The sequence below is a fragment of the Streptomyces sp. NPDC014676 genome (assembly GCF_043084105.1).
Taxonomy (GTDB): Bacteria; Actinomycetota; Actinomycetes; order Streptomycetales; family Streptomycetaceae; genus Streptomyces.
In genome coordinates this window covers 594,236-620,450 of the sequence record NZ_JBIBZI010000003.1, presented here as the reverse complement: position 1 = coordinate 620,450, position 26,215 = coordinate 594,236, and the positions used below count along the sequence as shown (strand labels likewise).

Below are 26,215 nucleotides of genomic sequence, written 5' to 3'. Positions count from 1 at the left end.
GGTGTTGCACGGACGGAGTGACGAGATATCGGTCATCGACCGCCTGCTGGCGGACTGCCGGACCGGTCGCAGCGGTTGCCTGTTCATCACCGGGGAGCCGGGCATGGGCAAGACCGCGCTGATGGAGTACGCGGCGTCGGCGGCCGAGGGCTTACGGGTCATACGCGGCACCGCGATCGAGTCCGAGGCCCACCTGCCGTTCGCCGGCCTGCACCTACTGCTGCGGCCCGCCCTCGACCGGACCGACGCCCTCCCCGCACCGCAGGCGCGTGCCCTGCGCGGGGCCTTCGGCCTCGCCCCGGCCGAACCGGGCGACCGGATGCTCGTCGGCCTCGCCGTCCTCTCCCTCCTCGCCGAGTTCGCCGACGGCGGGCCCGTCCTGTGCCTCGTCGACGACGCGCAGTGGCTGGACCGGGCGTCCGCCGAGGCCCTGCTGTTCGCCGCGCGGCGGCTCGACGCCGAGGGCACGGCGCTGATCATCACCGCCCGGACCGGCTTCGAGGCCCCCGGACTCGCCCACCTGCCGCTGACGGGGCTCGACGCGCCCGCCGCCGCCGGCCTCCTGGCCGAGCACGCCGCCACGCTGTCCCCCGCCCACCGGTACCGGGTCCTGGCCGAAGCACGGGGCAACCCGCTCGCCCTCCTCGAACTGCCCCTCGCCCTCGCCACCGGCCGGCCGGTCGCCGCCGGCCAGGCCCTGCCCATGACCGAGACGGTCCAGGCGGCGTTCCTCGACCGGGTACGACGGCTGCCCGAACCGAGCAGGCACCTGCTGCTCGTCGCGGCCGCCGAGGGCACCGGTGACCGCGACGTCGTCCTGCGCGCGGCGGCCTCTCTCGGCTGCCGCCCCACGGATCTGGTGCCCACGGAGACGGCGGGACTGCTCCGGGTGGACAACCACACCGTGCGCTTCCACCACCCCCTCGTGCGGTCGGCCGTCTACCAGGCGGCGCCGGTCAGCCTCCGCCTCGTGGTGCACACGGCCCTCGCCGAGGCCCTCCACCGGCCGGAGGACGCCGACCGGCGCGCCTGGCACCACGCCGTGGTGGCCACCGGCCCCGACGAGCAGGTGGCCGCGGAACTGGAGAACACCGCCCGACGGGCCGTCGAGCGCAGCGGATACGCCGCCGCGGCGGCGGCCTACGAACGGGCCGCGCAGCTCACGGAGTCCGGCACGGACCGGGCCCGCCGGCTCGTGCTGGCCGCGGAGGCGATCGCCGAGGAAGGCGACATCGACCGCATGGTGGAGCTCGCCCGGCACGGCGCGGCGGGCACCGACGACCCGGCCCTGACCGTGCGCGCCACCCGGGTCCGCGCCGCCGCGGCGTTCCACCACGGCCTGCTCCGCACGGCCTGCCGGTCGTTGACCGAGGCGGCCGAGCTGACCCGGGACGACGATCCGGCGCTGGCCGCCCACATGCTGCTCGACGCGGTGCACGCCGCCTGGTACCTCGGGCAGGACGAGGTCGCGGACACCGCGGACCGGCTGGACGCCCTGCCGTTGCCGCCCGACGACCCGCTCACCCACGTGGCCCGCCTGCTGACCTGGACGGTGCGGTCCGCGATCGGTCAGGGGGACCGGGACCCAGGGGCCCTCGTACGCCGTGTCGCGGCCGCCGGACGGACCGGATTCGGCGGGCCGCACGACACGATCCTGGTCGGAGCCACCAGCCTCCAGGCCGCCGGTCAGGACACCGAGGCGCACCGGGTGGCCGGCGAGCTCCTCGCCCGGTGCCGCGACCGCGGATGGATCGGCCGGACACCGCCCGTGCTGGCGTGTGTCGCCCGGACGTCGACCTTCCTCGGCCGGCACACCGACGCCTGGGACGAGGCGACCGAGGCGCTGCACATCGCCCAGGAGCTCGGACACCGGCAGTGGACCGCCGAGATCAGCGGCGTACTGGCCTACCTGGCCGCGGTGACGGGCGACGAGCGGCGCTGTCACGCCTTCGCCGACGACGCGCTCGCCGCGCCGGAGCCCGGCGCGACCCCGCCCGGTATGTCCTGGGCGCACTGGGCACTGGCCCTGCTCGACCTCGGCCACGCCCGGTGGGAGTCCGCCCGCACCCGCCTGACCGCCCTGCACACCGGACCGGTGAGCCATCAGCTTCCCGGCCTGCGCAGCATCCCCGACCTGGTCGAGGCGGCGGTGCGGCTCGGCCGGCCGGCCGACGCCCGTGAGCCGCTCGCACGGCTCACGGCCTGGGCGCACGACGCCGCGCAGCCGTGGATCGACGCGCACGTCCAACGCTGCCGCGCGCTGCTCGCGCCGGAAACGGACGCGGCGGAGCTGTACCGGGCCGCATTGCGGCTGCACCCCGACGACCGGCGGTTCGAACGCGCGCGCACCGCTCTCCTCTACGGCGAGTGGCTGCGCCGCATGCGCCGCAGGTCCGAGGCCAGGACCCAGCTCCGCGACGCGTTCGAGACCTTCCGGAGACTCGGCGCCACGCCCTGGGCGGAGCGGGCCCGCGCCGAGCTCGACGCGACCGGCGCGACCGTACCCGGGGCCGAGGCCGCGGGCGGGGTGCTGTCCGTACTCACCTCACAGGAACGGAAGATCATCCGGCTGGCCGCACGGGGGTTGTCCAACCGGGACATCGCCGCACAGCTGTTCCTCAGTCCGCGCACCGTCGGATACCACCTCTACAAGGCGTTCCCCAAACTCGGCGTCACCGCGCGAACCGAACTCGCCGCCCTGGCGCTCACGGACGCCGCACCGTGACGCCACCGCGTGATCCGGGCCTGCCCCGGGCCCGGCGTCCGCCTTCCCGATCGCCTCTCCCGGTCGGTCGCCCAACCACTGCCCTCGGCACGGCACATGGGATACGGGAAAGCATGCCGGGCGCCCACCGGTGGCCGCCTCCTACCGGACAGTAGGTGTGCAGGCTTCCCAAGTGGCCTGTGAAGGTTGGATGGATGAGGACACTCCGGTCGTCGGAAGTAACGGTTCCGATTCGGAATGATCGTCCGGTGCCGGGAAGGGGGATCCATGACGCTTCCCTCCCTAGGATCTCCCTGTGCTTGTCCAGCACTTGAGACAACTGGCGTGACTCTTCCACCACGCATCATGTGTGAACACATCTCGCGTGTCCCGTTGCGGGTCCCGCCGGAGGGGAAATCTGTGTTTGCTCTTCAATCCGCGTCCGCCACGACCGGGCGGCGCACCACCGGGCGGCGTGTCGCCGCGGGGGCGGCCACGGCCGGACTGCTCGCCATGGGTCTCCTCGTCGGTGCGGGCAGCGCCGTCGCCGACGGGGACGACGTCCATCACCAGGGGGGTGCGGTCGCCACGCTCGACGGGCTGAAGACGTTCGACTCGGCCCGCCTCGACCTCGGTGACGGCAAGACCAAGGACATCGCCGCCGGCCTGTTCGAGATGAACGTCGAGGGCAGCGGCCGTCTGCAGTCGTACTGCATCGACATCCACAACCCGACCCAGAACAAGGCGACGTACCTGGAGACCCCCTGGGCCCAGACCTCGCTCGGCGCCAACGAGAGCGCCGGCAAGATCCTCTGGATCCTCCAGAACTCGTACCCGCAGGTCGACGACCTGACGGCGCTGGCCCAGAAGTCGGGTACCGAGGGGCTGACGGCCAAGACCGCCGCGGCCGGCACCCAGGTGGCCATCTGGCGCTTCTCGGACGGGGCGAAGGTCGAGGCCCGCGACGCGCAGGCCGAGAAGCTCGCCGACTGGCTCGAGGCCCAGGCCCAGAACCTCCAGGAGCCGAAGACCTCCCTCACCCTGGAGCCCAACGCGGTCTCCGGCAAGGCCGGCGGCAAGCTCGGCCCGGTGACCGTGCGCACCGACGCCGGCCAGGTCTCCGTCGCCGCCTCCGCCGACGCGGCCGGGGCCGGCGTCAAGGTGACCGACAAGGACGGCAAGGCCGTCACCTCCGCCAGTGACGGCGCCGAGCTGTACTTCGACGTTCCCGAGGGGACGGCCGACGGTTCGGCCTCGCTGACGGTCCGGGCGACCACCGAGATCCCGGTCGGCCGCGCGTTCGCGAGCCCCAGCAGGAGCCAGACGCAGATCCTCGCCGGTTCCAGCGAGTCCACGGTCACGGCCGACGCGACCGCGAACTGGGCCACCAAGGGCGCCATCCCCTCGGTCACGGCGGAGAAGAACTGCGCCGAGGGCGGTGTCGACGTCACGGCGAGCAACGAGGGCGACACCCCGTTCACCTTCGAACTCGCGGGCACCGAGCACACGATCGAGGCGGGCGGCAGCAAGACGGTGACTGTCCCGGTCGACGAGGACGCGTCGTACGACTTCACCATCACCGGCCCGAACGGCTTCTCGGAGCGCTTCCAGGGCGTCCTGGACTGCAAGACCCAGGGCACCCCGGCCCCGGGGACCGAGACGCCGGGCGCGGACGGTGACACCCCGTCCTCGGCCCCCAGCCCGGCCGGCGGCTCCGCCGAGGACACGACCGGCGGCGAGGGCGACCTCGCCAACACCGGTGGCTCCAGCGCGACGCCGGTGATCGCGGGCATCGCGGTGGCCCTCGTGGCCGCGGGCGGCGCGGCGATGTTCTTCCTGCGCAAGAAGAAGGCGGCCGCCGGGGAGTGACCGGCCGCTGATCCGACGGACGGGTCCGGCACACGCACCGCGTGTGCCGGACCCGTCCGTCATGGCGGCCCGTACGGGAGCACGGCGCCGGTCCGTCGTGCGGTCCGCACGGCCCGGGAGCACGCGGCTGCGGAGCCGCGTACGCTGCCGTTCACGTCCACGGCGCACGCGGCCTTCGCCGTGCTCGATCCCACCCGGACGCGGGTCGTGGTGCCGGCGTCGGCGGAGCGACCGGGACGAGGGGCGGACGGTGTGCTTGCGGCTGCGCCCTCGCACCACCCGTGCTTCCGCTTCATTCCATCAGGCATGACGGGGCCGTTCTCCGTACGCCGCGGTCTCCGCTCTCCGACGATCGTCGTGAAGCGACGGAACAGGAGAGGGGGACGGCATGCACCTGACTCCGCACGAGCAGGAGCGCCTGCTGGTCCACGTGGCGGCGGACGTCGCCCGGCGGCGCCGTGAGCGGGGGCTGTTGCTGAACCATCCCGAGGTGATGGCGCTGTTGACGGCGCACGTCTACGAGGAGGCGCGGGCCGGGGCGACGGTCGACTCGGTGATGGAGTCCGGGCGTCATGTGCTGCGGCGCGACGAAGTCATGGACGGCGTACCGGAGATGATCACCAACGTCCAGGTCGAGGCGACGTTCCCGGACGGGACGAAGCTGGTGACCATCCACGACCCGTTCGACGAGGCGGACACCGAGGTGGACGTCCACCCGGGGAAGCGGGAGCTGCTGCCGGACGAGGACGAGTACCGGGTGGCGTTCAACGTGGGCGCCACACCCGTGCCGTTGGAGGTGGCCAACCCCGAGGACCGTCCGATCCAGGTGGGCTCCCACTTCCACTTCGCCGAGGCCAACGAGGGCCTGGCCTTCACCCGCGAGGACGCCCACGGGATGCGGCTGCACATCGCCTCCGGCACCTCCGAACGGTTCGAGCCCGGCGACGCGCGCACCGTGATGCTGGTGCCCATCGCGGGGGAGCGGATCGTCCAGGGACTCCAGGCCGACAAGAGCGAAGAGGAGAAGCACCTCGATGCCCGACAGGACTGAGAACGAGAACGCCAAGCCCTGGGACCCGCTGCCGCGCTCCCGCTACGCCGACCTGTACGGGCCCACCACCGGGGACCGGATCCGGCTCGCCGACACCAACCTCCGGCTGAGGATCGACGCGGACTGGAGCGGCGGACCGGGCCGCAGCGGCGACGAGATGGTCTTCGGCGGCGGCAAGGTGATCCGCGAGTCCATGGGGCAGTCGCACATCCCGCGCGACCACGAGCGCAAGCCGGTGGACACGGTGATCACCGGGGCGCTGATCCTGGACCACTGGGGTGTGGTCAAGGCCGACGTCGGACTGCGCGACGGCCGGATCCAGGCGATCGGCAAGGCGTACAACCCGGAGACCATGACGCCGCCCGACAACGACGACCCGCGCGTGTCGGCCTTCGTCGTGGGGCCCGAGACGGAGGTGATCTCCGGCCAGGGGCGCATCCTGACCGCCGGCGGAGTCGACACGCATGTGCACTTCCTGTGCCCCGGCCAGATCCACGAGGCCCTCGCGTCGGGCGTGACCACCCTGATCGGCGGCGGCACCGGCCCCGCCGAGGGCAGCACGGCCACCACCGTGACGCCCGGCAAGTGGCACATCCAGCGGACGTTCGAGGCGCTCGACGCCTTCCCGGTCAACATCGGCCTGCTCGCCAAGGGCAGCACCGTCTCCGGGAAGGCGCTGCACGACCAGGTCAAGGCCGGCGCCCTCGGCTTCAAGATCCACGAGGACTGGGGCGCGACCCCGGCCGTGATCGACGCCGCCCTGAACGTGTGCGAGGAGACCGGGGTCCAGGTCGCCCTGCACGCCGACTCCCTCAACGAGTCCGGCTTCGTGCACCACACCTTCGCCGCGACCAAGAAGAACCGCCGGACCAAGGACAACGCCGGCTACCGCGGCCTGCACATCTTCCACATCGAGGGCGCGGGCGGCGGTCACGCCCCCGACATGATCAGCCTCGCGAGCAAGCCGAACGTCCTGCCCGCGTCGACCAACCCCACCCGGCCCTTCACGGTCAACACCGTGAAGGAACACGTCGACATGATGATCGTCTGCCACCACCTCAACCCGGAGGTCGAGGCGGACATGGCGTTCGCCGACTCCCGGATCCGGCCCTCCACCATGGCCGCCGAGGACCTGCTCCACGACATGGGCGCCATCTCGATGATGTCCTCCGACGCCCAGGCCATGGGCCGCATCGGCGAGATGATCCTGCGGACCTGGCAGACCGCGCACGTCATGAAGTCCCGCTACGGCCATCTGCGCGAGGACGACGCCGACGCGGACAACTTCCGGGCCCGGCGCTACATCGCCAAGTACACCATCAACCCCGCCATCACCCACGGCATCGACCACGAGGTCGGTTCCGTCGAGGACGGCAAACTCGCCGACCTGGTCCTGTGGGAGCCGAAGTTCTTCGGCGTGAAACCCCACATGGTCATCAAGGGCGGCCAGATCGCCTACGCCCAGATCGGCGACGCCAACGCCTCCATCCCCACCCCGCAGCCCTATCTGCCGCGCCCGGTCTGGGGCGCCCAGGGCCGCGCCCCGGCGGCGAACTCCTTCAACTTCGTCGCCGAGGCCGCCCTCGACGGCGAACTCTCCCGGACCGGACTGCTCAAGCCGCTGCGCGCGATCCGCTCCACCCGGGGCGTCACCAAGGCCGACATGGTGCACAACAACGGCCTCCCGGAGATCGACGTCGACCCCGACACCTTCGACGTCACCATCGGCGGCGCCACCACCTCCGACGTCCGCACCAGCGTCGACGGACAGGAGGTCGGACGGAACTACGCGACGGAACTCCCCCTGGCCCAGCGGTACTTCCTGTTCTGATCCCCGGCCGGCCCCGGCCCTCATGTGAAAGGCGGGCCATGAGCCGCACCGCCCTGCTCCTCCTGGCAGACGGCCGCTTCCCCGCCGGCGGGCACGCCCACTCCGGCGGGATGGAGGCCGCCGTCGCCTCCGGAAGCGTGCACGACGCGGCCGGCCTGGAGGCGTTCTGCCGCGGGCGGCTGCACACCGCCGGACTGACCGCCGCCGGTCTCGCCGCCGCGTCCGCCACCGGACACGACGCCCTCGCCCTGGACGAGGCCGCAGACACCCGCACCCCCGCACCGGCCCTGCGCCGCGTCGCCCGCCGCCTCGGCCGGCAGTTGATGCGTGCCGCCCGCGCCACCTGGCCCAGCGCCGAACTCGACCACCTCGCCCGCCACCGCCCCCAGGGCGCCCACCAGCCGGTCGTCCTCGGCGTCACGGCCCGCGCCGCCGGACTCACCCCGCTCGACGCCGCCCACGCCGCCGCCTACGACAGCGTCGGCGGCCCGGCGACCGCGGCGGTACGCCTGCTGAGCCTCGACCCGTTCGAGGCCACCGCGGTACTGGCCCGGCTCGCCGACGAGTGCGACACCGTCGCAAATGCCGCGGCCGGCGCGGCGGAGCGCGTGGCCGCCGAGGGCGTCACCGTCCTGCCCGCCGCGTCCGCCCCGCTGCTGGACATCACCGGCGAGCAGCACGCCGCCCGGACCGTCCGCCTCTTCGCCTCCTGACCCGCCTCCACCGCACCGACCTGGAGCCCCCGTGCATCTGGACCATCCCGTGACCCTGCCGCACCGCCACACCCACAGTGCCGAACCCCGGCGCCCCGACGGCAGCCGCCGCGCCCTGCGGATCGGCTTCGGCGGACCGGTCGGCTCGGGCAAGACCGCGACCGTGGCCGCGCTGTGCCGCACCCTGCGGGACCGGCTGTCCCTCGCCGTGGTCACCAACGACATCTACACCCAGGAGGACGCCGCCTTCCTGCGCCGCGAGGCCGTACTGCCACCGGAGCGCATCACCGCCGTGGAGACCGGCGCCTGCCCGCACACCGCCATCCGCGACGACATCTCCGCCAACCTCGAAGCCGTCGAGCAGCTCGAACAGAGCCTGGGCCCGCTCGACCTGATCCTCATCGAGTCCGGGGGAGACAACCTCACCGCTACCTTCTCCCGCGGACTCGTCGACAGCCAGGTCTTCGTCATCGACGTGGCCAGCGGCGACGACATCCCCCGCAAGGGCGGCCCCGGCATCACCACCGCCGACCTCCTCGTGGTCAACAAGACCGACCTCGCGCCGTACGTGGGAGCCGACCTGGACACCATGAGGGCCGACACCCGCAGGCAGCGGGGTGACCTGCCGTACGCCTTCACCAGCCTGACCGCGTCCGACGGCATCCGCCCGGTCGCCGACTGGGTCACCGAGTGCCTCACCGCCTGGCACGCCGGAGTCACCGGGTGACGGCCGCCACCGCCCAGGCACCCGCCGGGGACCTTCCGAAGCCCCGTGCCCACCCCACCGGCGTCCACGCCACCGCCCGGCTGAGGGCCACCCACAACGGCCGCGCCACGACACTCCCCCTCCTGCACAGCGACGGCCCCTTCCACCTGCGCCGGCTGCGGCCCCGCGGGGAGTGGGCACGGGTCTGTGTACTCGGCGCGATGAGCGCACCACTCGGCGGGGACGGACTCGCGCTCGACATCACCGCCGAGGCGCACACCCGGCTGGAGGTGACCACGTCCGCCGCCACCATCGCCCTGCGCGGCTCCACCACGGACCCCGCCACCTACGACGTACGGCTCACCGTCGGCGAACACGCGTCGCTGCACTGGCTGCCCCGGCCGCTGATCAGCACGCGGGACAGCACCCTGCACCAGACCTACCGGGTGGAACTCGCCGCGACCTCCCGGCTCCTGCTGCGCGAGGAGCAGCTCCTCGGACGCACCGCCGAACCGTCGGGCCACCTGTCCACCCGCCTGACCGTACGGCGCGACGGCCGCCCGGTCCTCGACCAGCACACCGTCTACGGGGCCCCGGCCCCGGCGTGGGACGGCCCCGCCGTACTGGGCGGCCACCGGGCGACCGGTCAGCTTCTCCTCGTCGACCCCGAACCGGTGCCGCTCCCGGAACCCGTCCTCTTCGGCGGCCCGGAACGGGGACACTGCGTACTGGCGTCGCTCGCCGACGACGCGGCCCTCCTCGCCACCGCCGTCGCCCCGACCCCGGCCCTGCTCCGCGACCTCCTCGACGCCGCGCTCGCCCACGCCTCCGACGCGGCGGCGTCGCCTGCGAGAACCGGCTCCGCAAGCACCAGGTCGGTGCGGGGGACCGGAAGTTCAGACGAGTGAGTCGGCCGCTAGCTCCGTGAACGCCGACCAGGCATCCCAGGAGACGGCGAGTGCTCGCCTCCGGGTGTCCTTCGAGTCGCGGACAAGGACCGCCTCGGTTCGCACGGCGACCTCGACGCAGTTGTCGCCGCTGCCGCCGCTGTAGCTGCTCTTGAACCAGGCCAGTTCGCTGGTGCTCATAGCGCTCCTCGCAGCTGCTCCAACAGGCTCACCGTGGCTTGATGGCTCAGAGCCTGCGAGCGCATCTTGCCATAGCGCTGGAGCATCTGACTCGCGGCTTTCGGGTCGCTGGCGAGCACACTGGTGCCGTGCCCTTCAACGTAGCCGACCCAGCGGTGGTCCGCCGTTTCGGCAAGATACATCTCGCCTTCGAAGCCGGCGTGCTCCTCTTGAGCCAGCAACATGACCTGTAGCTCCACATTGCGGTACCGGCCGACCGTAATGAGGTGGTCCACAAGAGCCCTCGTTACGGCTGCACCTCCCATACGGCGTTCCAGAAGCGCCTGTTCGATGATGAAGCTGAACGTAGTGTTGGGCCGCTCGACGAGAAGTCGCTGCCTGGCCAGCCGCGCAGCTACCTGCCGCTCTGATTGATCCTCTGTGAGCGGGGGCAGGTGCCGGTCGAAGAGGGCTCTGATGTATGGCTCGGGCTGCAACAGCCCGGGAATCACGCGGCATTCATACGCATACAGCGAGATCGCCTCCTCCTCGATCCCCGCCCACTGCCGGAACCACGACGCCAGTCCCGCCTTCCGCGTCAGGCTCCGTGCCGCCGCCCCCAGGACCCGTGCGGCAGTCGCCCCCAGAACCTCCTCCGACCGGTCCAGCAGGTCCCGCGGCGGGAACCGCTTGCCCTGTTCGATCTTGGCGACGTACGCGACGGAGTACCGCACCAGTGGTGCGAACTGCTCCTGCGTCAGGCGGGCTTCCTCGCGCAGGGCCTTGAGTACCGCCCCGACCCCGACGTTCGCGCAACGCTTCTCCGCCACCCGTCGCGGTGCGCGCCTCGCCCGACTGCTCGCCGCCCACCAACTGACCGAGTGGGGCCACCCGCACGGCACCGGGGCACACGACACCGCCGTCCTCGTCGTCGCCGAGCTCGCCGCGAACGCGGTCCTCCACGGCCGGGTCCCGGGGTGGGACTTCGCCCTGTCACTGTCCTACGACGCCGTCCGAGGCGCGGTCCGGATCGAGGTCACCGACACCCACCCCGCCCGGCCGGCGCGCAAGGCTCCCGGCTCGGACGAGGACGGCGGTCGCGGCCTGCTCCTCGTCGACGCGCTCGCCGCCGACTGGGGCGTACGCGACCGCCTCGGTCCCGGCAAGACGGTCTGGGCCGAGTGCGTGACGGTTCCCCGAACCTGACAGCCCCGGAGCCTCTGAACCCGGACGCACGGCATTTCATCCGTTCGAACAGCCCGGACCTGGGCGTGCTCAGAGCATTGGGGACCTCGGAGGGACAGTAATACGGTGGCTCTCCGAGCGGTGCCCTGACCGCGTTCGGTGTGCGTCCCTCCCCCAGCGGCGATGTCCACCGCCCGCCCGGACGGCTCCAGGCCGGCCGACTCCTGTTCGACGAACCGGTCGGGCTCGGCCTTCCACACCGGTTCGCTGCCGCGATACCGCTCGTCCCGACCCGCTGCGTCCCTCGTGCGCACCTCGTTCCTTCGTGTGAGTGGATGCCACTCCCCACCGGACCGCACCGGGGCGGGCGGCGGGCGGTGCTCCGGTCGGTGGTCTCGTCGGCGAGGGCGGAGGGGTGCGCGGCCGGGAGGTCCTGGCGGGCCGGGACGGCTCCGGGTTCGTCTCTGGGGCCGGAGCCGCCCCGGCCGTCACGGGCGGGTCAGTTGGCGTCCACCAGGTGGTGCGGGGGGACCGTCACCGTGCGGGCGCCCTTCTCGCCGCCCAGGACGACCTCCCGCAGCGCGCTGTTGTTGCTGTGGTCGGTCTCCTTGAGCCGGTTCTCCGGGTTGGCGAGGACCTGGATGTAGTACGTGCCGTTCGGCAGGTCCGTGATGTCGAAGGACTGGCCGGGCAGGTCCTGGGTGTAGGTGTCACCGGAGCCGACGTCGAGCACCTCGCGGACGGAGATGGAGTTCTCCTGGCCGCACGCGGTGGACAGGTCCGTGTTGTCCGGGTGCCAGTTGGCGTTCTTCACCGTGTAGTCGACAGCGTCGGTGTTGGCCAGGCAGAACGCCTCCTTGCCGCTGCGCACCGTTTCCTTCTGGTCGGCCGTCAGCAGCCGGTAACTGGCGAAGTCCAGGAAGTGCCAGTGCTCGTGGCCGGGACGCGGGTCCCACTCCATGCCGCCGGTCGGGGTGTATCCGACCTGCTTGCCGTCGGCGTCGTAGAAGTACTGGTAGGCGTCCATCACTTCCTTGCCCGGGGAGCGGAAGCCGTCCACGACGAGCTTGGCCGGGCCCGCGTTCCACACGTTGGCGCTGAAGGCGAGATAGTCCTTGCCGGGCACCTCCTCGTAGCCGTCGCTGACGGTGATGCCGAACGCGGGCAGCGAGCGCAGGTCGGGCTTCGGCACGTCGGGCACGGACGCCTTGCCGGCGGGCCGTTTCGCGTTGGGCTGGGCGCCCGGTGCCTGCCGCGAACCGTCGGTCTGCCCGGGACTGTCACCGACCTCGGCGGTGGTGAGGGCCTGCCGCCCCAGGGACTTCCTCTTCAGCGCCCACGGCAGGGCGGGCGGAGCCGACGGGTAGGGTCCGTGGCCGGCGTTGTACGAGGGGCCGGCGCCGCTCGTCACGGCGCCGGGGGCCGGGGTGTCCGCGGCGGCCCCGTGCTGCGCGTGCGCGTCGTGCTGCGCGTGGGCGCTGTGCCCGGAGGCGGTGGTCTTCGCCGAGCTGCGGGCGCCGGCACTCTCCTCGTCTTCCCAACTGCGCTCGCGGACGACCACCTTGACGGTCTGCGGCTTGTCGGCGATGCCGAAGAGATCACGATACTTCTTGGCCACGTTGATCTCGGCGGTGTAGGTGCCGGCGTCCAGCTGGACCGTCTCGGTGTAGTGCCCCGAGTAGGTGTTGGACGCCCAGCCGTTCTCGACGCCCCATACCGAACCGAGGGTGAAGGGGTTCGTCGGACAGCTCTCCGGATACTTCGAGTTGGCGGGGGCGTCCGGCCGGACCCGCCCCGAGGCGTTGTTGGGGCAGAACGTCTCGGTCTTCTCCAGCACCGTCGAGCCGGCCGCGTCGGTGAGGGTGATCTGCGTGAAGTCCGGCAGTCCGGCGAAGTCGTTCACGACCCCGGCGGGGAGCGTCTTGGTCCGGGTCTTCTTCCCGTTCCGGAGGATCTGCTGGGCGACGACCGGGTCCTTGTAGGACTTCCGGGTCACCTTGAGCTCGAAGGCGCCGTTCTCGGAGGTGAGGTACGTCCCGAGGTCGAGATAGACCCCGGGATCCTCCGTCCACGAGTCGAGCGTGACGGAGGTGGAGGCGGCGATCAGGCTGAGCTTCGGCGTCGGCTCCTCGGACTTCGCGTCGGGCGCGGCGGCGACGACGCCCGCGGCCACGGCGATGGCCGCGGCGACGGCGATGGAGGGGCGGGTCAGGCGGCTGGGGCGGCCCTTTTGGAGTCTGGTCATCAGTCCTCGTGCTTCCGGCTTTCGGGTGCGTCATGGAACGTGGGCGAGCGACACAACCCCAACTGACGTGTGGGGTCTCGTTGTTCGGACCATGAGAGGCCGCCGGGCACCCTCCGGGTTGTCTCTGCTCACCCGGATCGCCTCCAGTTTGTCCGAAAAGCGCTTACCGGCTGGCGGACTTGGCTGGGACGGCAGGACGAGGCGCTGGAGTGCTACCGCGTTGCTCGCCGAAGAGCCGGGTGCCGCACCCGGAGGCGGGCTGAGGCAGCTCCACCAGCGGCTGCCGGGCGCGGCCCGGCCATGAACGAGGTACGGAGAGGCAGGGCGGCCCCGCTGCCCAGGGGCGGCGATCTGCCGGTCGGGCTTGGGCGAGATCGAGTGCGTGCCGGGGCGTTCCGTGGTGCTGTAGAGGATCCGATCGGCCGGTGAGGCGCGGCCTCCGCGCTCCGGAGCCGGTGCCCAGAACCCGGCAGGCTGTCCGTGCGCTTTGCCGGGCTCGGCGAGGCCCCACCACTGTGCGGTCTCGCGCCCGTCACGTCCGCGCACCCGCACCGGCCGGAGGAGGAATCCCGCGGTCTCTTTCCACTGTTCCGCGAGGTTGGCGCGCCGCTGCTCGCCGGTGACCCGGGGCGTTCCGGACCGGGCGCCTTCGCCGTGACTGCCGGCCGACGCCCCGGGCTCCGCGAACGCCTCGGCCGTCCTCGGCGTCACGGCCCGCGCTGCCGGACTCACCCCGCTCGACGCAGCCCACGCCGCCGCCGACGCCGTGCGGATGCCCGACACCGACCGCGCCACCGGCATCGACCTCGGCCTGACCCACTTCGCGGTCCTGTCCGACGGCACGAAGATCGACTCCCCGCGCTTTTTGCGCCGCGCGGAGAAGAAGCCGAAGAAGGTCCAGCGGGAGCTGTCCCGCGAACAGAAGGGAAGCAAGAACCGTGACAAGGCCCGCCTGAAGGTCGCCCGCGCCCACGCGAAGGTCGCCGACGCGCGCCGCGAGTTCCACCACCAGCTCTCCACGAAGCTGATCTCCGAGAACCAAGGGATCGCCGTGGAGGACCTGTCGGTGGCGGGACCGGCCCGGACCAGGCCGGCCGAGTCCGTCCACGACGCCGGATGGTCGGCGTTCGTCAACATGCGGGAATGGACCTGCAGCGCCTGCGGCACCCTCCACGACCGGGACCACGACGCCGCGATCAACGTCAAGACGGCCGCCGGACCGGCGGTATCGGCCTGCGGAGCGCCGGTAAGACCAGGAGCGACCCCGGCGCAGCGCGAAGAGACAGGAAGCCACGGATTCCCGACCGAACCCCGTGCCGTACAGCGGCACAGCAACCAGTCGAGAAGGCCAGAACCCTCGGGCTTCAGCCCGAGGGGCAGGTCAAATCCGCCACTCCGGCTACGCCCTGCGCGTCGACCCGGTCAGCACCACCACGGACCGCGCCGACGCCACCTTCTCGGTGGGCCACTGATCACACGTCGAGCGGCACGTGCGTCACGTGGCCGTCCCCGCCGCCGGGCGGGCCGTCGTCCGCATGAGGGAGACGGTGAACGGGTGGCTCGGCGCGGTCAGGATCTGCCGGGCCGGGCCCTGTTCGACGAGTTCACCGGCGTCCAGTACGGCGACGCGGTGGGCCAGGGCGGCCGTGTCCAGGTCGTGGGTGATCAGGACGAGGGACAGTTGGTCGCGGTCGCGGACCAGCGCGGTGAGCACGTCGAGGATGCCCCGGCGGGTGATCGTGTCGAGACCGGAGGTGATCTCGTCGCAGACGAGGACGCGGGGGCGGGCGAGCAGGGCACGGGCGAGGGCGGCGCGCTGGAGTTCGCCGCCGGAGAGCCGGCCGGGGTGCCGGTGGGCCAGGTTCTCCGGGAGCCCGAGGCCGGCCAGGGTGGTCAGCGCCTCCCGGGTCGCCGTGTCCGGGTCGGTGCCGCGCAGGCGGACCGCGGTGCGGGCGACCTGCCGCACGACGGGGCGGTGTTCGTCGAAGGCGGCGTGCGCGTCCTGGAAGACGTACTGCACGGCCGCGAGTTGGCTGTGAGTGCGGTCGCGCAGGCTTCGCGGCAGCGGCGTGCCGTCCAGGAGGATCTCGCCGTCGTGGTCCCGGTGGAGGCCGGCGACGCAGCGGGCCAGGGTGGTCTTGCCGCTGCCGGACCGGCCGACGACGGCGAGCGACTGGCCCGGGTACAGGTCGAGTTCGGGGGCACGCAGAACGACCGCCGTGCCGCGGGTGCCGTCGCGGTGGCGGGCGGTCAGCCCGCGCACCCGCAGGACGGGCTGCTCGGCGCTGCCGGTCGGGGCGTCGGGCAGCGGCGACTCCGTACGCTCGTCCAGCAGTTCACGGGTCCATTCGTGCCGGGGCGAGGACCGGAGCCGCTGGGCCGGGCCCGACTCGACGACCCGGCCCGCCCGCAGGACCACCACCTCGTCGGCCAGTGCGCGCACCACGTCCAGGTCGTGGCTGAGCAGCACCACCGCGATGCCGCGGGCCGCGACGGCCCTGAACCGCTCGACGATACGGCTCTTGGTCAGGGCGTCCTGGCCGGTGGTGGGCTCGTCGGCCACGATGACGCGCGCGCCCAGCAGCAACGCCTGGGCGAGGACGACGCGTTGCTGTTGACCGCCGGAGAGCTGGTGCGGATAGCGCCGCAACAGGGTCTCGGCGTCGGGCAGTTGTGACTCGGTCAACGCACGCAGAACACGTTCGCGGGCCGCCGCCCGGCGCTGCCGCACCGGCAGGTGACGCACCTGGGCACGGGCGATGTCGGTCAGCAGCGCGGAGATCCGGCGGGCGGGGTTGAGCGCCGCCGCCGGGTGTTGGGGTACGTAGCCGACGAGGCCGCCGTCCTTCACCCGTACGTCGCCGGTGGCCAGGGCGCCCGCCGGGTACTCGCCGAGCAGGGCCAGGCCGGTGGTGGTCTTGCCGCTGCCGGACGCGCCGATCAGCGCCGTCACCCTGCCGGGCAGGACCCGCAGGCTCACCCCGTCGACGATCGCCCGGCCGTCGACGACGACGCGCAGACCGCGGATCTCGGCCACGGGATCCACAACCGTGTGCTTGTGGTTCACGGACGTGCTTCCTTCCTTGTCCGTCCGGCGCCCTTGTCCAGCGCGGCGTCGAAGAGGAGGTTCGTCCCCGTCGTCAGCGCGACGATCAGCACGGCGGGGACGACCACGGCCCACGGCTGGACGAACAGGCCGGTGCGGTTGCGGTCGACCATGACCGCCCAGTCGGCGGCGTCGGGCGCCACACCGACACCGAGGAACGCGGCCGTGGCGACCAGGTAGAGCACGCCGGTCAGCCGGGTGCCGGCGTCGGCGGCCAGGGTGCGCAGCATGGAGCGGCCGACGTAGCCGACGGCCGTCCGCCACCACGTCTCGCCCTGCATGCGCAGCGCCTCGACCGCGGGCCGGGCGGCGGCCTCGGCGGCGGCGGCGCGCACCAGCCGGGCCGCGTCGGGCACGTTGGCCAGGGCGACCAGCAGGGCGAGACCGACGGCGCCCGGTGAGAACACCGTGGCGGCCAGCAGGATCAGCAGCAGCGACGGGACGGCGAGCAGCACGTCCAGGGGCCGCATCAGCAGCTCCTCCAGCAGACGGTGCCGGGTGAGCGCACTGACCAGACCGACCGGGAGGGCCACCAGGTAGGCCAGGGCGGTCGCGGCGAGCGCGGTCAGCACCACCGGCCGCCCGCCGTGCAGCACCTGCCGCCACACGTCCCGGCCCACGAAGTCGGTGCCGAGCCAGTGGCCGTCGCCCAGCGTGAAGGACGCGGCCCGCGGGCCCGGCTCGCCCGCGAACACCGGGCCGAGCAGGGCGAGGAGAAGGGGTACGGCGACGATCGTGAGGCCGAATGCGAAGCGGCCCGTACGCGGCGTCCTCACGCGGCCACCCCCGCCCGCGGCGTGAGCCGGTGGGCGACCAGGTCGGCACCCAGGTTCAGTACGACGGTCAGGACGCCGAACACCACCGCCAGCCCCTGGACGACGGGCACGTCGCGTTCGGCGACGGCGCCCAGCAGCACGGTGCCGAGCCCGGGGATCACGTACAGGGCCTCCACGACGATGACACCGCACAGCAGCCAGTCGACGGTGCGGGCGAGCTGCTGAGCGGCGGGAGCCAGGGCGTTCGGCAGCGCGTGGGTGTACCGGACGCGGGCGCCGGACACGCCGTAGCGGCGGGCCTGCGCCACGTACGGGGAGGCGAGCGCGTCGATCATGCCCGCGCGCACCAGCCGCACCAGCGAGCACACGGGCCGCGACAGCAGGACCAGCACGGGCAGGACCAGCGCGGCCGGGTGGGCGAGCAGGTCGGTGCCGTAGCCGACGGCGGTCGGCGGCAGCCAGCCGAGACGCAGGGCGAACACGGTCACCAGCAGCACACCGAGGGCGAACTCGGGAACGGCGTACACGGCGAGCGTCACGGAGCTGATCAGCCGGTCGGCCGGCCGGCCCGCGTGACGGGCGGCCAGCACCCCGAGCCCGAACCCGGCCGGCACGAGCAGCACCACGGTCAGCGAGGCCAGCAGCAGGGTGGGGCCGAAGCCGTCGGCGAGGTACTGGCTCACCGGACGGCCGGAGACCAGGGAGGTGCCGAGGTCGCCGTGGAGCAGCCCCGCCGTCCAGTCGGCCAGCCGTTCCCACGCGGGCCGGTCCAGCTGCATGGCCTCCCGGATGGCCGCGATGCGGGCCGGGTCGGGCTGGTCACCGGCGAGGGCGACCGCGGCGTCGCCCGGCAGCGCCTCGGTGAGCGCGAAGACCAGCAGCACCACGGCCACGGTCTGCAGCGCGCCGAGGAGCAGCCGCCGGGCGACGAAGGAGCGCAGTCCGCTCACGCGAGCCACACCGTGTCGAAGCGGGCCCAGTCGAGGGTGTTGGCGGGCGCGTCCGTCTCGACGCCCTTGACGGTGCGGGCGGTGCCGATGATCCAGTCGGCGAATCCCCAGATGAGGAAGCCTCCTTCGCCGTACAGGCGGCGCTGCATGCGCTCGTAGACGGCGGCACGTTCGGTCTTGTCGCGGGTGGACTGGGCCTGCTGGTACAGCGCGTCGAAGTCCTTGTGCCGCCACTTGGTGGCGTTGGTGGAGGAGTCGGTGAGCAGCCGCTGGGAGATGTGCGCCTCGATGGGCATGGCGCCGGAGCGGTAGCAGCACAGGGCGCCGTTGTCGAGGATGTCGCTCCAGTAGGAGTCCTTGCTGCCCATCTTCACCTCGACGGTGACCCCGGCCTTCTTCGCCTGGTCGCGGAAGATGCTGGCGGCCTCGGTGAACCCGGCGGCGACGGCGGAGGTGTCCAGGGTCACCTTGAGGTTCTCGGCGCCGGCCTGCTTGAGCAGGGCGCGGGCCTTGTCGAGGTCCTGTTCGCGCTGGGGCAGACCGTCGGCGTAGTACTCGTAGCCCTTGCCGAACAGGTCGTTGCCGACCTCGCCCGCGCCGGACAGCGCGCCGTCGACGAGTTCCCGGCGGTCGGCGATGAGGAAGAACGCCTGGCGCACCCGCTCGTCGTCGAAGGGCGGCCGGTCGGTCTTCATGCAGAACGCCTGCATGGCGCTGCCCCGCAGCCGCACGATCTCGATCTGTCCCTTGCCCTCGTGGGCGCGGGCGGTGGTGGGGTTGAGCTCGTGGGCGTACTCGATCTGCCCGCCGAGCAGCGCGTTGACCCGGGCCGACTCCTCGTTCGCCACGACGAACTCGATCTCGTCGAGGTGGGGGGCGCCCTCCCAGTAGTCGTCGTAGCGGCGGAACACCGCCGAGCGGCCCGGCGTGAACGACACGAAGCGGAACGGACCCGAGCCGACCGGCTCCTTGTCGAACCCGGTGGCGTTCTCGGGCACGATGTACGCGCCGAACGCGGCCAGGACGTTGGGGAATTCGGCGGTGGGCCGCTTGAGCACGAACTCGATGGCGCGTTCACCGGTGGCGCGGCTGGCGTCGAGGTCGATGGGCTCCAGGGACGCCTTGGCGCGGAAGGCCTGCTTCGGGTCGGCGATACGGCGGTAGCTGTAGAGGACGTCCTTCGCGGTGACCGGGCTGCCGTCGTGGAAGGTGGCCTCGCGCAGGGTGACCTGCCAGCGGTCCAGCGCCTTGTTGGACTCCCACTTCTCGGCGAGGCGGGGCCGGGCGGACAGGTCGGCGCCGTAGTCGGCGAGCTTGTCGAACAGGGCCTTGGCGCGGGCGGCGTCGGCGAACAGGTTGGCGAGGTGCGGGTCGAGGGTCTCGCTCGCGCCTCCGCCCGCGAACGCGGCGCGCAGCCGCCCGCCCTTCTTCGGTGAGCCGTCGCCCTTGCCCTCGCCGTCGCCGGAACCGGAGCCGCCGCCGCATCCGGCCAGGGTGAGCGCGCCGAGGCCGGTCGCGGCGAGGAAGCCGCGGCGGCGCAGCTCCGGGAAGCGGTCCGGGGAGGGGTGACGGCGGGTGGATTCGTCGTGCATGTGCGGTTCCTTCAGGGTGTGATCGTGCCGGTGGGCGGCTTGGTCGAACGGGCCACCACGTGCAGCCGGTCGGCGTCGGTGGTACGGCCGGGGAGCAGGCCCTCGTGCCACGGCGGCTCGGTGCGCGGGCCCGGTCCGTCGTGGAGTTCCAGGACCTCGAAACCGTGCGCGGCCAGCAGGTGGCGCAGCTCCTGCGGGAACAGCAGCCGCCACGCGGACCGCTGCTCGACGGGCCGGGACCCGTCGTCCGCGGTCCACACGCGCCTGCGGCGCAGCAACTGGTCCGTACGGTCCACCGTGAGGGTGGTGACGGACCGGTGGACGGTGCCCCGCCAGGTGAACTCGTTGACTCGGGGCGTGTCGAGCAGGTCGGTGCGGCCGAGGAAGTACGCGCCGTTGCGCATCTCCGCGACGAGCAGGCCGCCCGGGGCCAGCGCACGGCGGCAGGAGGACAGGAAGCCGTCGAGCTGGTCGTTGGTGTGGCAGTACAGCAGGGCGCTGTCCAGGCACACCACGGCGTCGAACACCCCCTGCCCCAGGTCGAATCCGTGCAGGTCGGCACGGATGTAATCGGGTCCGGGATGGCGCTCGCGGGCATGGGCGAGCATCGCCTCGGAGAGGTCCGCGCCGGTCACCTCGCGCCCCACGCCGTGCAGATGGGCGGCGTCGCGGCCGGTGCCGCAGCCCAGGTCCAGCACGCGCTTGCCGGAGCCGTGCCGCCGCAGGCAGTCCTCCGTCCAGCGTCCGGCCAGCCGGCCGGGGTCGGGAAAACGGGCCTCGTACAGCGTGGGGTTGTCGGTGAGCAGGTTGTCCGTCATGCCGGGGTCCTTCCTCGGGCGGGCGCGGGTACGGCGGGCTTCTGCGGCGCGGGCAGCGACCCCAGCCGGCGCAGCCGGACGACGCCGAGCGCGGAGGCGAGCCCGGCCAGCGCGCAGCACGCCCACGGCAGCCACGCGGCGTCCCCGTGCCGCCCGGTGTCCATGGCCCAGCCGACGACGGTGTTGCCGACCGCGGCGGCGACGCCCGAGACGGCGTAGAAGATCCCGAAGTAGGTGCCGGTCAGGCCGGGGCGGCCGAAGGCGGGGACCATGTCCATCACGAACGGCTGGGCGACCATCACCCCGAGGTACAGCAGCAGGGCTCCCGTCAGCACGGGCAGCACCCGCAGCGCCGCGTCGGCCACACCGTCCGGGCTGCCGGACGCCGTGGTGGCCAGGATGGGCGGCAGGAAGGCCAGCGCCGTGAGGCCGAGCCCGGCCGCGACCCAACGGACGGGGTCACCGCGTCGCTTGAGCGCGCGGGTGAGGCGCAGTTGGAACAGGAGGTTGGCGAGGGCGCCGACGAGGAAGACGAGACCGGCGGCGCCGTCCCAGCCGGTGGCCTGCCGAGCGCCGTCGGGCAGCAGCAGGTACAGCTGGCTCTCCAGGGTGAACAGGCCGGCCATGGCGAGCGCGAAGGCCAGGAAGGCGCGGTTGCCGAGCACTTCCCGCCAGTCGGCGAGCACACCGCCCCCGCTCGGCTCGACCTGCCGGGCGGGCAGCACCAGGGCCTGCGCGACGGTCAGGACCGCGAAAATCCCGGCGGCGGTCAGCGCCGACGTACGGAAGTCCACGAGCAGCAGCGCGCTGCCCAGCAGTGGCCCGATCAGCGCGCCGGTGGTGGCGAACACGTTGAACAGGGCGAACGCCTCGGCCCTGCGCTCCTCGGCCTCCTGCGCGATGTAGGCGCGGACGGCGGGGTTGAACAGCGCCCCCGCGAACCCGCTGAGGACGGACGCGGCCAGCAGGACGGCCAGGTGGTCGCCGAGCGCGAACAGCGCGAACCCGGCGGTGCGCAGGGCGCAGCCGGCGATGATGACGCCCCGTGCGCCGAGCCGGTCGGAGGCGGAGCCGCCGATGACGAACAGGCCCTGCTGGCTGAGGTTCCTGACCCCGAGGACGACGCCGACGACGGCGGCCGACATGCCCAGGTTCTCGGTGAGGTGGGTGGCGAGGTAGGGGATGAGGAGATAGAAGCCGGTGTTGACGCCGAGCTGGTTGACCAGCAGGAGCTGAACGGCGAGCGGGAAGCGGCGTATCTCATGCCAGGTCCGCACGGCGCCCCTCCCGCGGCTCGACGCCCAGTCCGGGCAGGCCGCTCGCCCGTACCCGGCCGTCCTCGCCGCCGATGCCGGTCCACGGGTCGTGCGCGAGCAGCAGATGCCCGTCCAGGTCGGCCCAGCGGGCCCGGTCGGCGAGGTGCACGGCGGGCGCGAGCCCCAGCGTGCTGGCGGCCAGGCAGCCCAGCATCAGCTCCGTGCCGCTGCCGTCGATCAACTCGGCGATGCGCAGGGCCGCGTGCACTCCGCCGCACTTGGCGAGCTTGACGTTGACGCCGTGGACGCGCCCGGCCAGGCGGCGCACGTCCTCCAGGTCCACGGCGTCCTCGTCGGCCACGACCGGCAGCGGTGAGCGCTCGGCCAGCGCCGCCAGGGCCTCCGGGTCGCCGGGGGCGAGGGGCTGCTCGACGGCCTCGACGCCGAGCGCGGCGAACCGGGGCAGCAGCGCCTGCGCCTGCCCGGTGGTCCAGGCGCCGTTGGGGTCGAGAAGCAGCCGCGCGCGGGGCGCGGCGTCCCGGACGGCCCGTACGCGCTCGACGTCCTCCTCGGGATCGGCCGCCCCCGCCTTGACCTTGAGCACCTCGAAGCCGCCGGCCGCGAGGGAGCGGGCCTGCGCCGCCGCGTGCGCGGGGGACGTGATGCCGATGGTGCGGGCGGTGGCCGCGACCGGAGTGTCCGCGGCGCCCAGGAGCCGGTGGACGGGTCTGCCCGCGCGCTTGCCGACGAGGTCCAGCAGGGCCGCCCCGACGGCGGCGGTCACGGCCGGGGGAGTGTCGGCGACGGCCGGCTCACCTGTGCGCAGGGCCTCCAGGGCGCTCTCGGGGTCGGGGAAGCGGACCAGGTCCGCACCCGCAGCGGTGAAGTGGCGTCCGAGACTCTCGGCGTCGAGCCGGTAGTAGACGCTGCTGACGGCCTCGCCGTGACCGGTCACGCCCTCGTGCTCGACGCTCAGCCACACGGCGTCACGGGCGGACATCGTCGAGCGGGATATGCGCAGCGGCTCGGTGAGTTCCAGGCGCACGGTGCGCAGGCCGGTCCTCACTGGTCCTCTTCCGGACGTGCGAGCGGGTCGGTGACGCGGGTGCACCGCGCCCAGCCGGTGGCCTCGGCCGCGTTCGGGTGCGGGATCTGCACGGGGCGGGCGGCCGCCGCGTCCGGGTCGACGCCGTGGGCGGTGGTGAAGTCGTCGTCGTAGACGGTGCCGAGGTAGCGGTGCGGCCCGTCGGGGAAGACGGTGGCGACGACCGCGCCGGGGTGGACCCGTGCCGCCCAGGCGGCGACGCGGGCGACCGCGCCGGTGCTCCAGCCGCCGCTGACGAAACTGCCCCGGGCCAGCCGGCGACAGCTGTCCACGGCCTCGGCCGGGCCGACCCAGTGCACCTCGTCGAAGGCGTCGTAGGCGACGTTGCGCGGATGGATGCTGCTGCCGAGGCCGCGCATCAGCCGGGGCCGGGCGGGCTGGCCGAAGATGGTGGAGCCGGTGGAGTCGACGCCGATCAGCCGCAGCGCGGGCCAGTGCCGGCGCAGCGGCCCGATGACGCCGGCACTGTGCCCACCGGTGCCCACACTGCACACCAGGACGTCCAAGTGGTCCAGCTGGGAGGCGAGTTCGGCGGCCAGCGAGGCGTAACCGGCCGTGTTGTCCGGGTTGTTGTACTGGTCGGGCCAGTAGGCGCCGGGCAGCACGGCGAGCAGTTCGCGCAGCCGGGCGAGGCGTGCGGCCTGCCAGCCGCCCTGGGGTGCGGGCCGGTCCACGATCTCCAGCCGCACCCCGTACGAGCGCAGTAACTGCCGCATGGACGGTTCAAGTTCGCTGTCGCAGACCAGCACGACGGGATGCCCGAGGGCCTGCCCGGCGAAGGCGAGCCCGATGCCGAGGGTGCCGGAGGTGGACTCCACCACCGGGGCGCCGGACCGCAGTTCACCGCGCTCACGGGCGCCCATCAGCATCGAGACGGCGGCCCGTGCCTTCATCCCGCCCGCGGCGAGCCCTTCGAGCTTGGCCCAGAAACCGGGGTGCGGTCCGGGCAGGCCGGCGGTGATGCGGACGACGGGGGTACGGCCGAGCAGGGTGAGCAGTTCCGGGCGGGCGTCGGGCCGTACGGCGGCGGTGGTGGTCACCGGGTGCCTCCCGGGCGGTCGGCGCGATAGCGGTGGACGGTGCCGGGACCGCCGTCCAGCCAGAAGAAGGGGTACGGCTCCGCGCACACCGCGCTCACCCCGTGACCCAGGAAGCGCGGGAGTACGGCGCTGCCGGTCTGGGCGAACATCACCAGCTGCTTGCCGTGCCGCAGGGCGTGCTCCCGCAGCGGCTCGAAGCTCCCGTTGCCGAGCGTCATCCCCGACACGAGCAGCGCGTCGCACCGGCCGACGGCGGCGAGGGCGTCGGTGACGACCGGCTCGCCCCACTCCGTGACGCCGCCCTTGAGGTCGCACGGGACGTATCCCAGTCCTCGTGAACGCAGCGCTTCCAGCAGGGAGTTGACGACACCGACCACGAGCACCGTCGCTCCGGGCGGCAGGACGAGCAGTCCGGCGACGGCCTCGGCCCGCGCCCGGGACTTCTCCAGCGACGTCCCCGCGGGCAGGGCGACGGGCCGCGCCCCGTTCTCCGGGGCGTGCGGGGTGACGTGCATCAGGTACGCGTCGAGCGCGGCCACCCGCACCGGAAGCAGCGGATGCTCCAGCAGCCGGGCCACATCCGTGCCGACGCAGTCCTCCACCGCGCTGTCGGGCAGCGCGCCGGGCTCGACCGCGCAACTGCCGACGGCCTCCGCCAGCCGCAGGCTGAGCACCTCGTTGCGGTAACCGGTGCCGCGCCCTTCGTGCCGTACGGCCTGCCGGGTGGTGAAGGCCACGGAGATCCGCAGCGTGGCCGGATCCGGGCCCAGCTCGCCGGCGCGGGCGAGGGCGAGGAGTTCGTCGTACGTCGCCGCGCGGGCGGACGCCGGGGCGGCGGGGCTCATCGGACCACCAGCCCGGACCGCAGCTCGCCGAGCAGCGACTCGACCCGGGCGCGGGCGCCGGTGCCGGCCGGGTCACCCGCCATCACGTGCCCCAGGTACTCGTTGTTGCTGCCCGCCGCCTTCACCTGCCGTCCCGGCTCGGCGAGTTGCACCTCCAGCACGTCCGGCGCGGTGCGCACAAGGCCGGCGTCCAGCGCCTCCAGCGTGCCCGCCGTTTCCGGCACGAGGAAACCGATGGCGGCGCTGCGCAGTCCGGTGTCCGTGCGCCGCAGGTCGGGGGCGCGGCCCAGACAGACGTCCACGAAGGCCGCGGCGAGGTCGGTGCCGGTGACATGCCGTATGAGCTCGGTGATGCGGTTCCCGGCGGGCCGCGGGTTGACCTCGACCACGCGCGGCCCGGCGGAGGTCAGCTTGATCTCGGTGTGCGCCACCACGCCGTCCGTCAGGCCGAGCGCCTTGAGCGCGCCGAGCGCGGTCTGCTCGGCCGCCTCGGCGTCCGCGGACGACAGGGCGGCGGGGAACATGTGCCCGGTCTCGATGAACGCGGGTGCCCCGCCGACGCTCTTGTCGGTCACGCCGACGACATGGACCGCGCCCGCGTGCGACACGGTCTCGACGCTCACCTCCGGACCGTCCAGGAGCTCTTCGAGCAGCACGACGGGCGCCCGCCGCTGCCCGCGCGCGTTGACCGGGAACTCGCTCAGCGCCTTGACGGCGGCGGCGAGTCGCTCCTCGTCGTCCACCCGCCGCACGTACATGCCGGCGCACAGGTCGACGGGTTTGACCACCAGCGGGTAGCCGATCTCCCGTGCCGAACGGGCGAGTTCGGCCCACTCCTCGTGCACCGCGAACCGTGGTCCGGGCACCCCGGCGTCGGCCAGGACCCGGCGGGTGGCGTCCTTGCGGCAGGCGTTCTCGATTGCCTCGGGAGCCGGTCCGGGCAGCCCGAGCCGGGCGGCCGTCCGCGCCACCACCGGCAGGTAGTAGTCACACGAGGTGATCACCCCGTCGAAGCCCAGCACCGAGTGCAGCCGCTCCACCCGGGGCAGCAGGGTCTCGGTGTCGTTGGTGTCCGCGGTGATCACGTTGCGCGCCCCGAGAAGCGGGTGCGAGGCGCCCTCGGGTGCCGAGCGCAGGTAGTGGTGCAGGTCGCGGGTGAGGAACGTGAACTCGTGTCCGCTCTCCCGGATCGCCCGTGGCAGCAGCCTGCTCATCGATCCGACCCAGCTCTCGACCACCAGCAGATGAGCCACGGCTCCCCTTTTCGTGTCGTCGCGTACGGCGCGGCCCTGACGCCAGGGCCGCGACCGACGCCACGATATCGGTAATCATTTTCATTGTCAGGTATTGTGAGGA

General features: G+C 73.0%; 22 protein-coding genes and 1 pseudogene. 9 read left to right on the top strand and 14 right to left on the bottom strand.

From position 1 onward, the window contains the following. Window position 1 precedes the first annotated feature (1 nt). The 7 genes from ACF1DX_RS11410 (at window position 2) to ACF1DX_RS11380 (ending at window position 9,782) form a co-directional block, all read left to right on the top strand. A complete protein-coding gene (locus ACF1DX_RS11410) occupies window positions 2–2,725 on the top strand; it encodes an ATP-binding protein (RefSeq protein WP_391790953.1) in 2,724 nt (907 codons plus the stop codon). Window positions 2,726–3,217: 492 nt separating this feature from the next. Beyond that, on the top strand, window positions 3,218–4,573 hold the full coding sequence (locus ACF1DX_RS11405) for a Cys-Gln thioester bond-forming surface protein (protein WP_391791191.1): 1,356 nt from the start codon (window positions 3,218–3,220) through the stop codon (window positions 4,571–4,573). 388 nt (window positions 4,574–4,961) lie between these two features. Further along, entirely contained in the window at window positions 4,962–5,624 is a 663-nt protein-coding gene (locus ACF1DX_RS11400) for an urease subunit gamma (RefSeq protein ID WP_391790952.1), read from the top strand. Beyond that, on the top strand, window positions 5,608–7,455 hold the full coding sequence (locus tag ACF1DX_RS11395) for an urease subunit alpha (protein ID WP_391790951.1): 1,848 nt from the start codon (window positions 5,608–5,610) through the stop codon (window positions 7,453–7,455). The genes ACF1DX_RS11400 and ACF1DX_RS11395 overlap by 17 nt, the downstream gene beginning before the upstream one ends. A 38-nt stretch (window positions 7,456–7,493) precedes the next feature. Then, window positions 7,494–8,168, top strand: a complete 675-nt coding sequence (locus ACF1DX_RS11390; RefSeq protein ID WP_391790950.1) for an urease accessory protein UreF — start codon at window positions 7,494–7,496, stop codon at window positions 8,166–8,168. Between the two features lie 31 nt (window positions 8,169–8,199). Then, the gene (gene ureG / locus ACF1DX_RS11385; RefSeq protein WP_391790949.1) at window positions 8,200–8,895 is read left to right on the top strand and encodes an urease accessory protein UreG; all 696 of its coding nucleotides are present in this window, start codon (window positions 8,200–8,202) and stop codon (window positions 8,893–8,895) included. After that, window positions 8,892–9,782, top strand: a complete 891-nt coding sequence (locus ACF1DX_RS11380; protein ID WP_391790948.1) for an urease accessory protein UreD — start codon at window positions 8,892–8,894, stop codon at window positions 9,780–9,782. Before ureG ends, ACF1DX_RS11380 begins: the two co-directional genes overlap by 4 nt. Here ACF1DX_RS11380 and ACF1DX_RS11375 read toward each other — a convergent pair. Together ACF1DX_RS11375 and ACF1DX_RS11370 are read right to left on the bottom strand one after the other, a co-directional pair. After that, entirely contained in the window at window positions 9,771–9,962 is a 192-nt protein-coding gene (locus tag ACF1DX_RS11375; protein ID WP_391790947.1) for a DUF397 domain-containing protein, read from the bottom strand. The genes ACF1DX_RS11380 and ACF1DX_RS11375 overlap by 12 nt on opposite strands. After that, a complete protein-coding gene (locus tag ACF1DX_RS11370; protein ID WP_391790946.1) occupies window positions 9,959–10,771 on the bottom strand; it encodes a helix-turn-helix domain-containing protein in 813 nt (270 codons plus the stop codon). The genes ACF1DX_RS11375 and ACF1DX_RS11370 overlap by 4 nt, the downstream gene beginning before the upstream one ends. Between ACF1DX_RS11370 and ACF1DX_RS11365 the strand changes: the two genes are divergently transcribed. Continuing rightward, a complete protein-coding gene (locus ACF1DX_RS11365; RefSeq protein ID WP_391790945.1) occupies window positions 10,725–11,147 on the top strand; it encodes an ATP-binding protein in 423 nt (140 codons plus the stop codon). The genes ACF1DX_RS11370 and ACF1DX_RS11365 overlap by 47 nt on opposite strands. Window positions 11,148–11,625: 478 nt before the next feature. Here the strand turns inward: ACF1DX_RS11365 and ACF1DX_RS11360 are convergent, their stop codons facing one another. Both ACF1DX_RS11360 and ACF1DX_RS11355 read right to left on the bottom strand, forming a co-directional pair. Continuing rightward, window positions 11,626–13,371 (bottom strand): lysyl oxidase family protein, encoded by a 1,746-nt coding sequence (locus ACF1DX_RS11360; protein WP_391790944.1) that lies wholly within the window; start codon window positions 13,369–13,371, stop codon window positions 11,626–11,628. Window positions 13,372–13,401: 30 nt separating this feature from the next. Further along, window positions 13,402–14,172 carry an RNaseH domain-containing protein gene (locus ACF1DX_RS11355; protein ID WP_391791190.1) on the bottom strand — a complete coding sequence of 257 codons (771 nt, stop codon included), beginning with the start codon at window positions 14,170–14,172 and terminating at the stop codon, window positions 13,402–13,404. On the opposite strand from ACF1DX_RS11355, the pseudogene ACF1DX_RS11350 reads away from it, so the two are divergent. Next, window positions 14,132–14,689, top strand: a pseudogene (locus ACF1DX_RS11350) (RNA-guided endonuclease TnpB family protein); the annotation flags it as partial. The gene ACF1DX_RS11355 and the pseudogene ACF1DX_RS11350 overlap by 41 nt on opposite strands. Window positions 14,690–14,866: 177 nt before the next feature. On the opposite strand, the gene ACF1DX_RS11345 reads toward ACF1DX_RS11350, so the two are convergent. The 10 genes from ACF1DX_RS11345 to ACF1DX_RS11300 are packed head-to-tail and all read right to left on the bottom strand — an operon-like array spanning window position 14,867 to window position 26,112. Then, entirely contained in the window at window positions 14,867–16,438 is a 1,572-nt protein-coding gene (locus ACF1DX_RS11345) for an ABC transporter ATP-binding protein (protein ID WP_391790943.1), read from the bottom strand. Further along, window positions 16,435–17,253 carry an ABC transporter permease subunit gene (locus tag ACF1DX_RS11340; RefSeq protein WP_391790942.1) on the bottom strand — a complete coding sequence of 273 codons (819 nt, stop codon included), beginning with the start codon at window positions 17,251–17,253 and terminating at the stop codon, window positions 16,435–16,437. The genes ACF1DX_RS11345 and ACF1DX_RS11340 overlap by 4 nt, the downstream gene beginning before the upstream one ends. Beyond that, on the bottom strand, window positions 17,250–18,203 hold the full coding sequence (locus tag ACF1DX_RS11335) for an ABC transporter permease (protein ID WP_391790941.1): 954 nt from the start codon (window positions 18,201–18,203) through the stop codon (window positions 17,250–17,252). Before ACF1DX_RS11335 ends, ACF1DX_RS11340 begins: the two co-directional genes overlap by 4 nt. Continuing rightward, window positions 18,200–19,795: an ABC transporter substrate-binding protein gene (locus ACF1DX_RS11330; protein WP_391790940.1), complete on the bottom strand. Its 1,596-nt coding sequence runs from the start codon at window positions 19,793–19,795 to the stop codon at window positions 18,200–18,202. The genes ACF1DX_RS11335 and ACF1DX_RS11330 overlap by 4 nt, the downstream gene beginning before the upstream one ends. A gap of 11 nt (window positions 19,796–19,806) precedes the next feature. Beyond that, window positions 19,807–20,613 (bottom strand): class I SAM-dependent methyltransferase, encoded by an 807-nt coding sequence (locus tag ACF1DX_RS11325; RefSeq protein WP_391790939.1) that lies wholly within the window; start codon window positions 20,611–20,613, stop codon window positions 19,807–19,809. Continuing rightward, window positions 20,610–21,890, bottom strand: coding sequence for an MFS transporter (locus tag ACF1DX_RS11320; protein WP_391790938.1), 1,281 nt, complete (start codon window positions 21,888–21,890; stop codon window positions 20,610–20,612). The genes ACF1DX_RS11325 and ACF1DX_RS11320 overlap by 4 nt, the downstream gene beginning before the upstream one ends. Continuing rightward, the gene (locus tag ACF1DX_RS11315; protein WP_391790937.1) at window positions 21,874–22,935 is read right to left on the bottom strand and encodes a dipeptide epimerase; all 1,062 of its coding nucleotides are present in this window, start codon (window positions 22,933–22,935) and stop codon (window positions 21,874–21,876) included. Before ACF1DX_RS11315 ends, ACF1DX_RS11320 begins: the two co-directional genes overlap by 17 nt. Then, window positions 22,932–24,014: a PLP-dependent cysteine synthase family protein gene (locus tag ACF1DX_RS11310; RefSeq protein WP_391790936.1), complete on the bottom strand. Its 1,083-nt coding sequence runs from the start codon at window positions 24,012–24,014 to the stop codon at window positions 22,932–22,934. The genes ACF1DX_RS11315 and ACF1DX_RS11310 overlap by 4 nt, the downstream gene beginning before the upstream one ends. Beyond that, entirely contained in the window at window positions 24,011–24,859 is an 849-nt protein-coding gene (locus tag ACF1DX_RS11305) for a Rossmann-like domain-containing protein (protein ID WP_391790935.1), read from the bottom strand. Before ACF1DX_RS11305 ends, ACF1DX_RS11310 begins: the two co-directional genes overlap by 4 nt. Next, window positions 24,856–26,112 (bottom strand): ATP-grasp domain-containing protein, encoded by a 1,257-nt coding sequence (locus tag ACF1DX_RS11300; protein WP_391790934.1) that lies wholly within the window; start codon window positions 26,110–26,112, stop codon window positions 24,856–24,858. Before ACF1DX_RS11300 ends, ACF1DX_RS11305 begins: the two co-directional genes overlap by 4 nt. Between the last annotated feature and the right edge of the window lie 103 nt (window positions 26,113–26,215).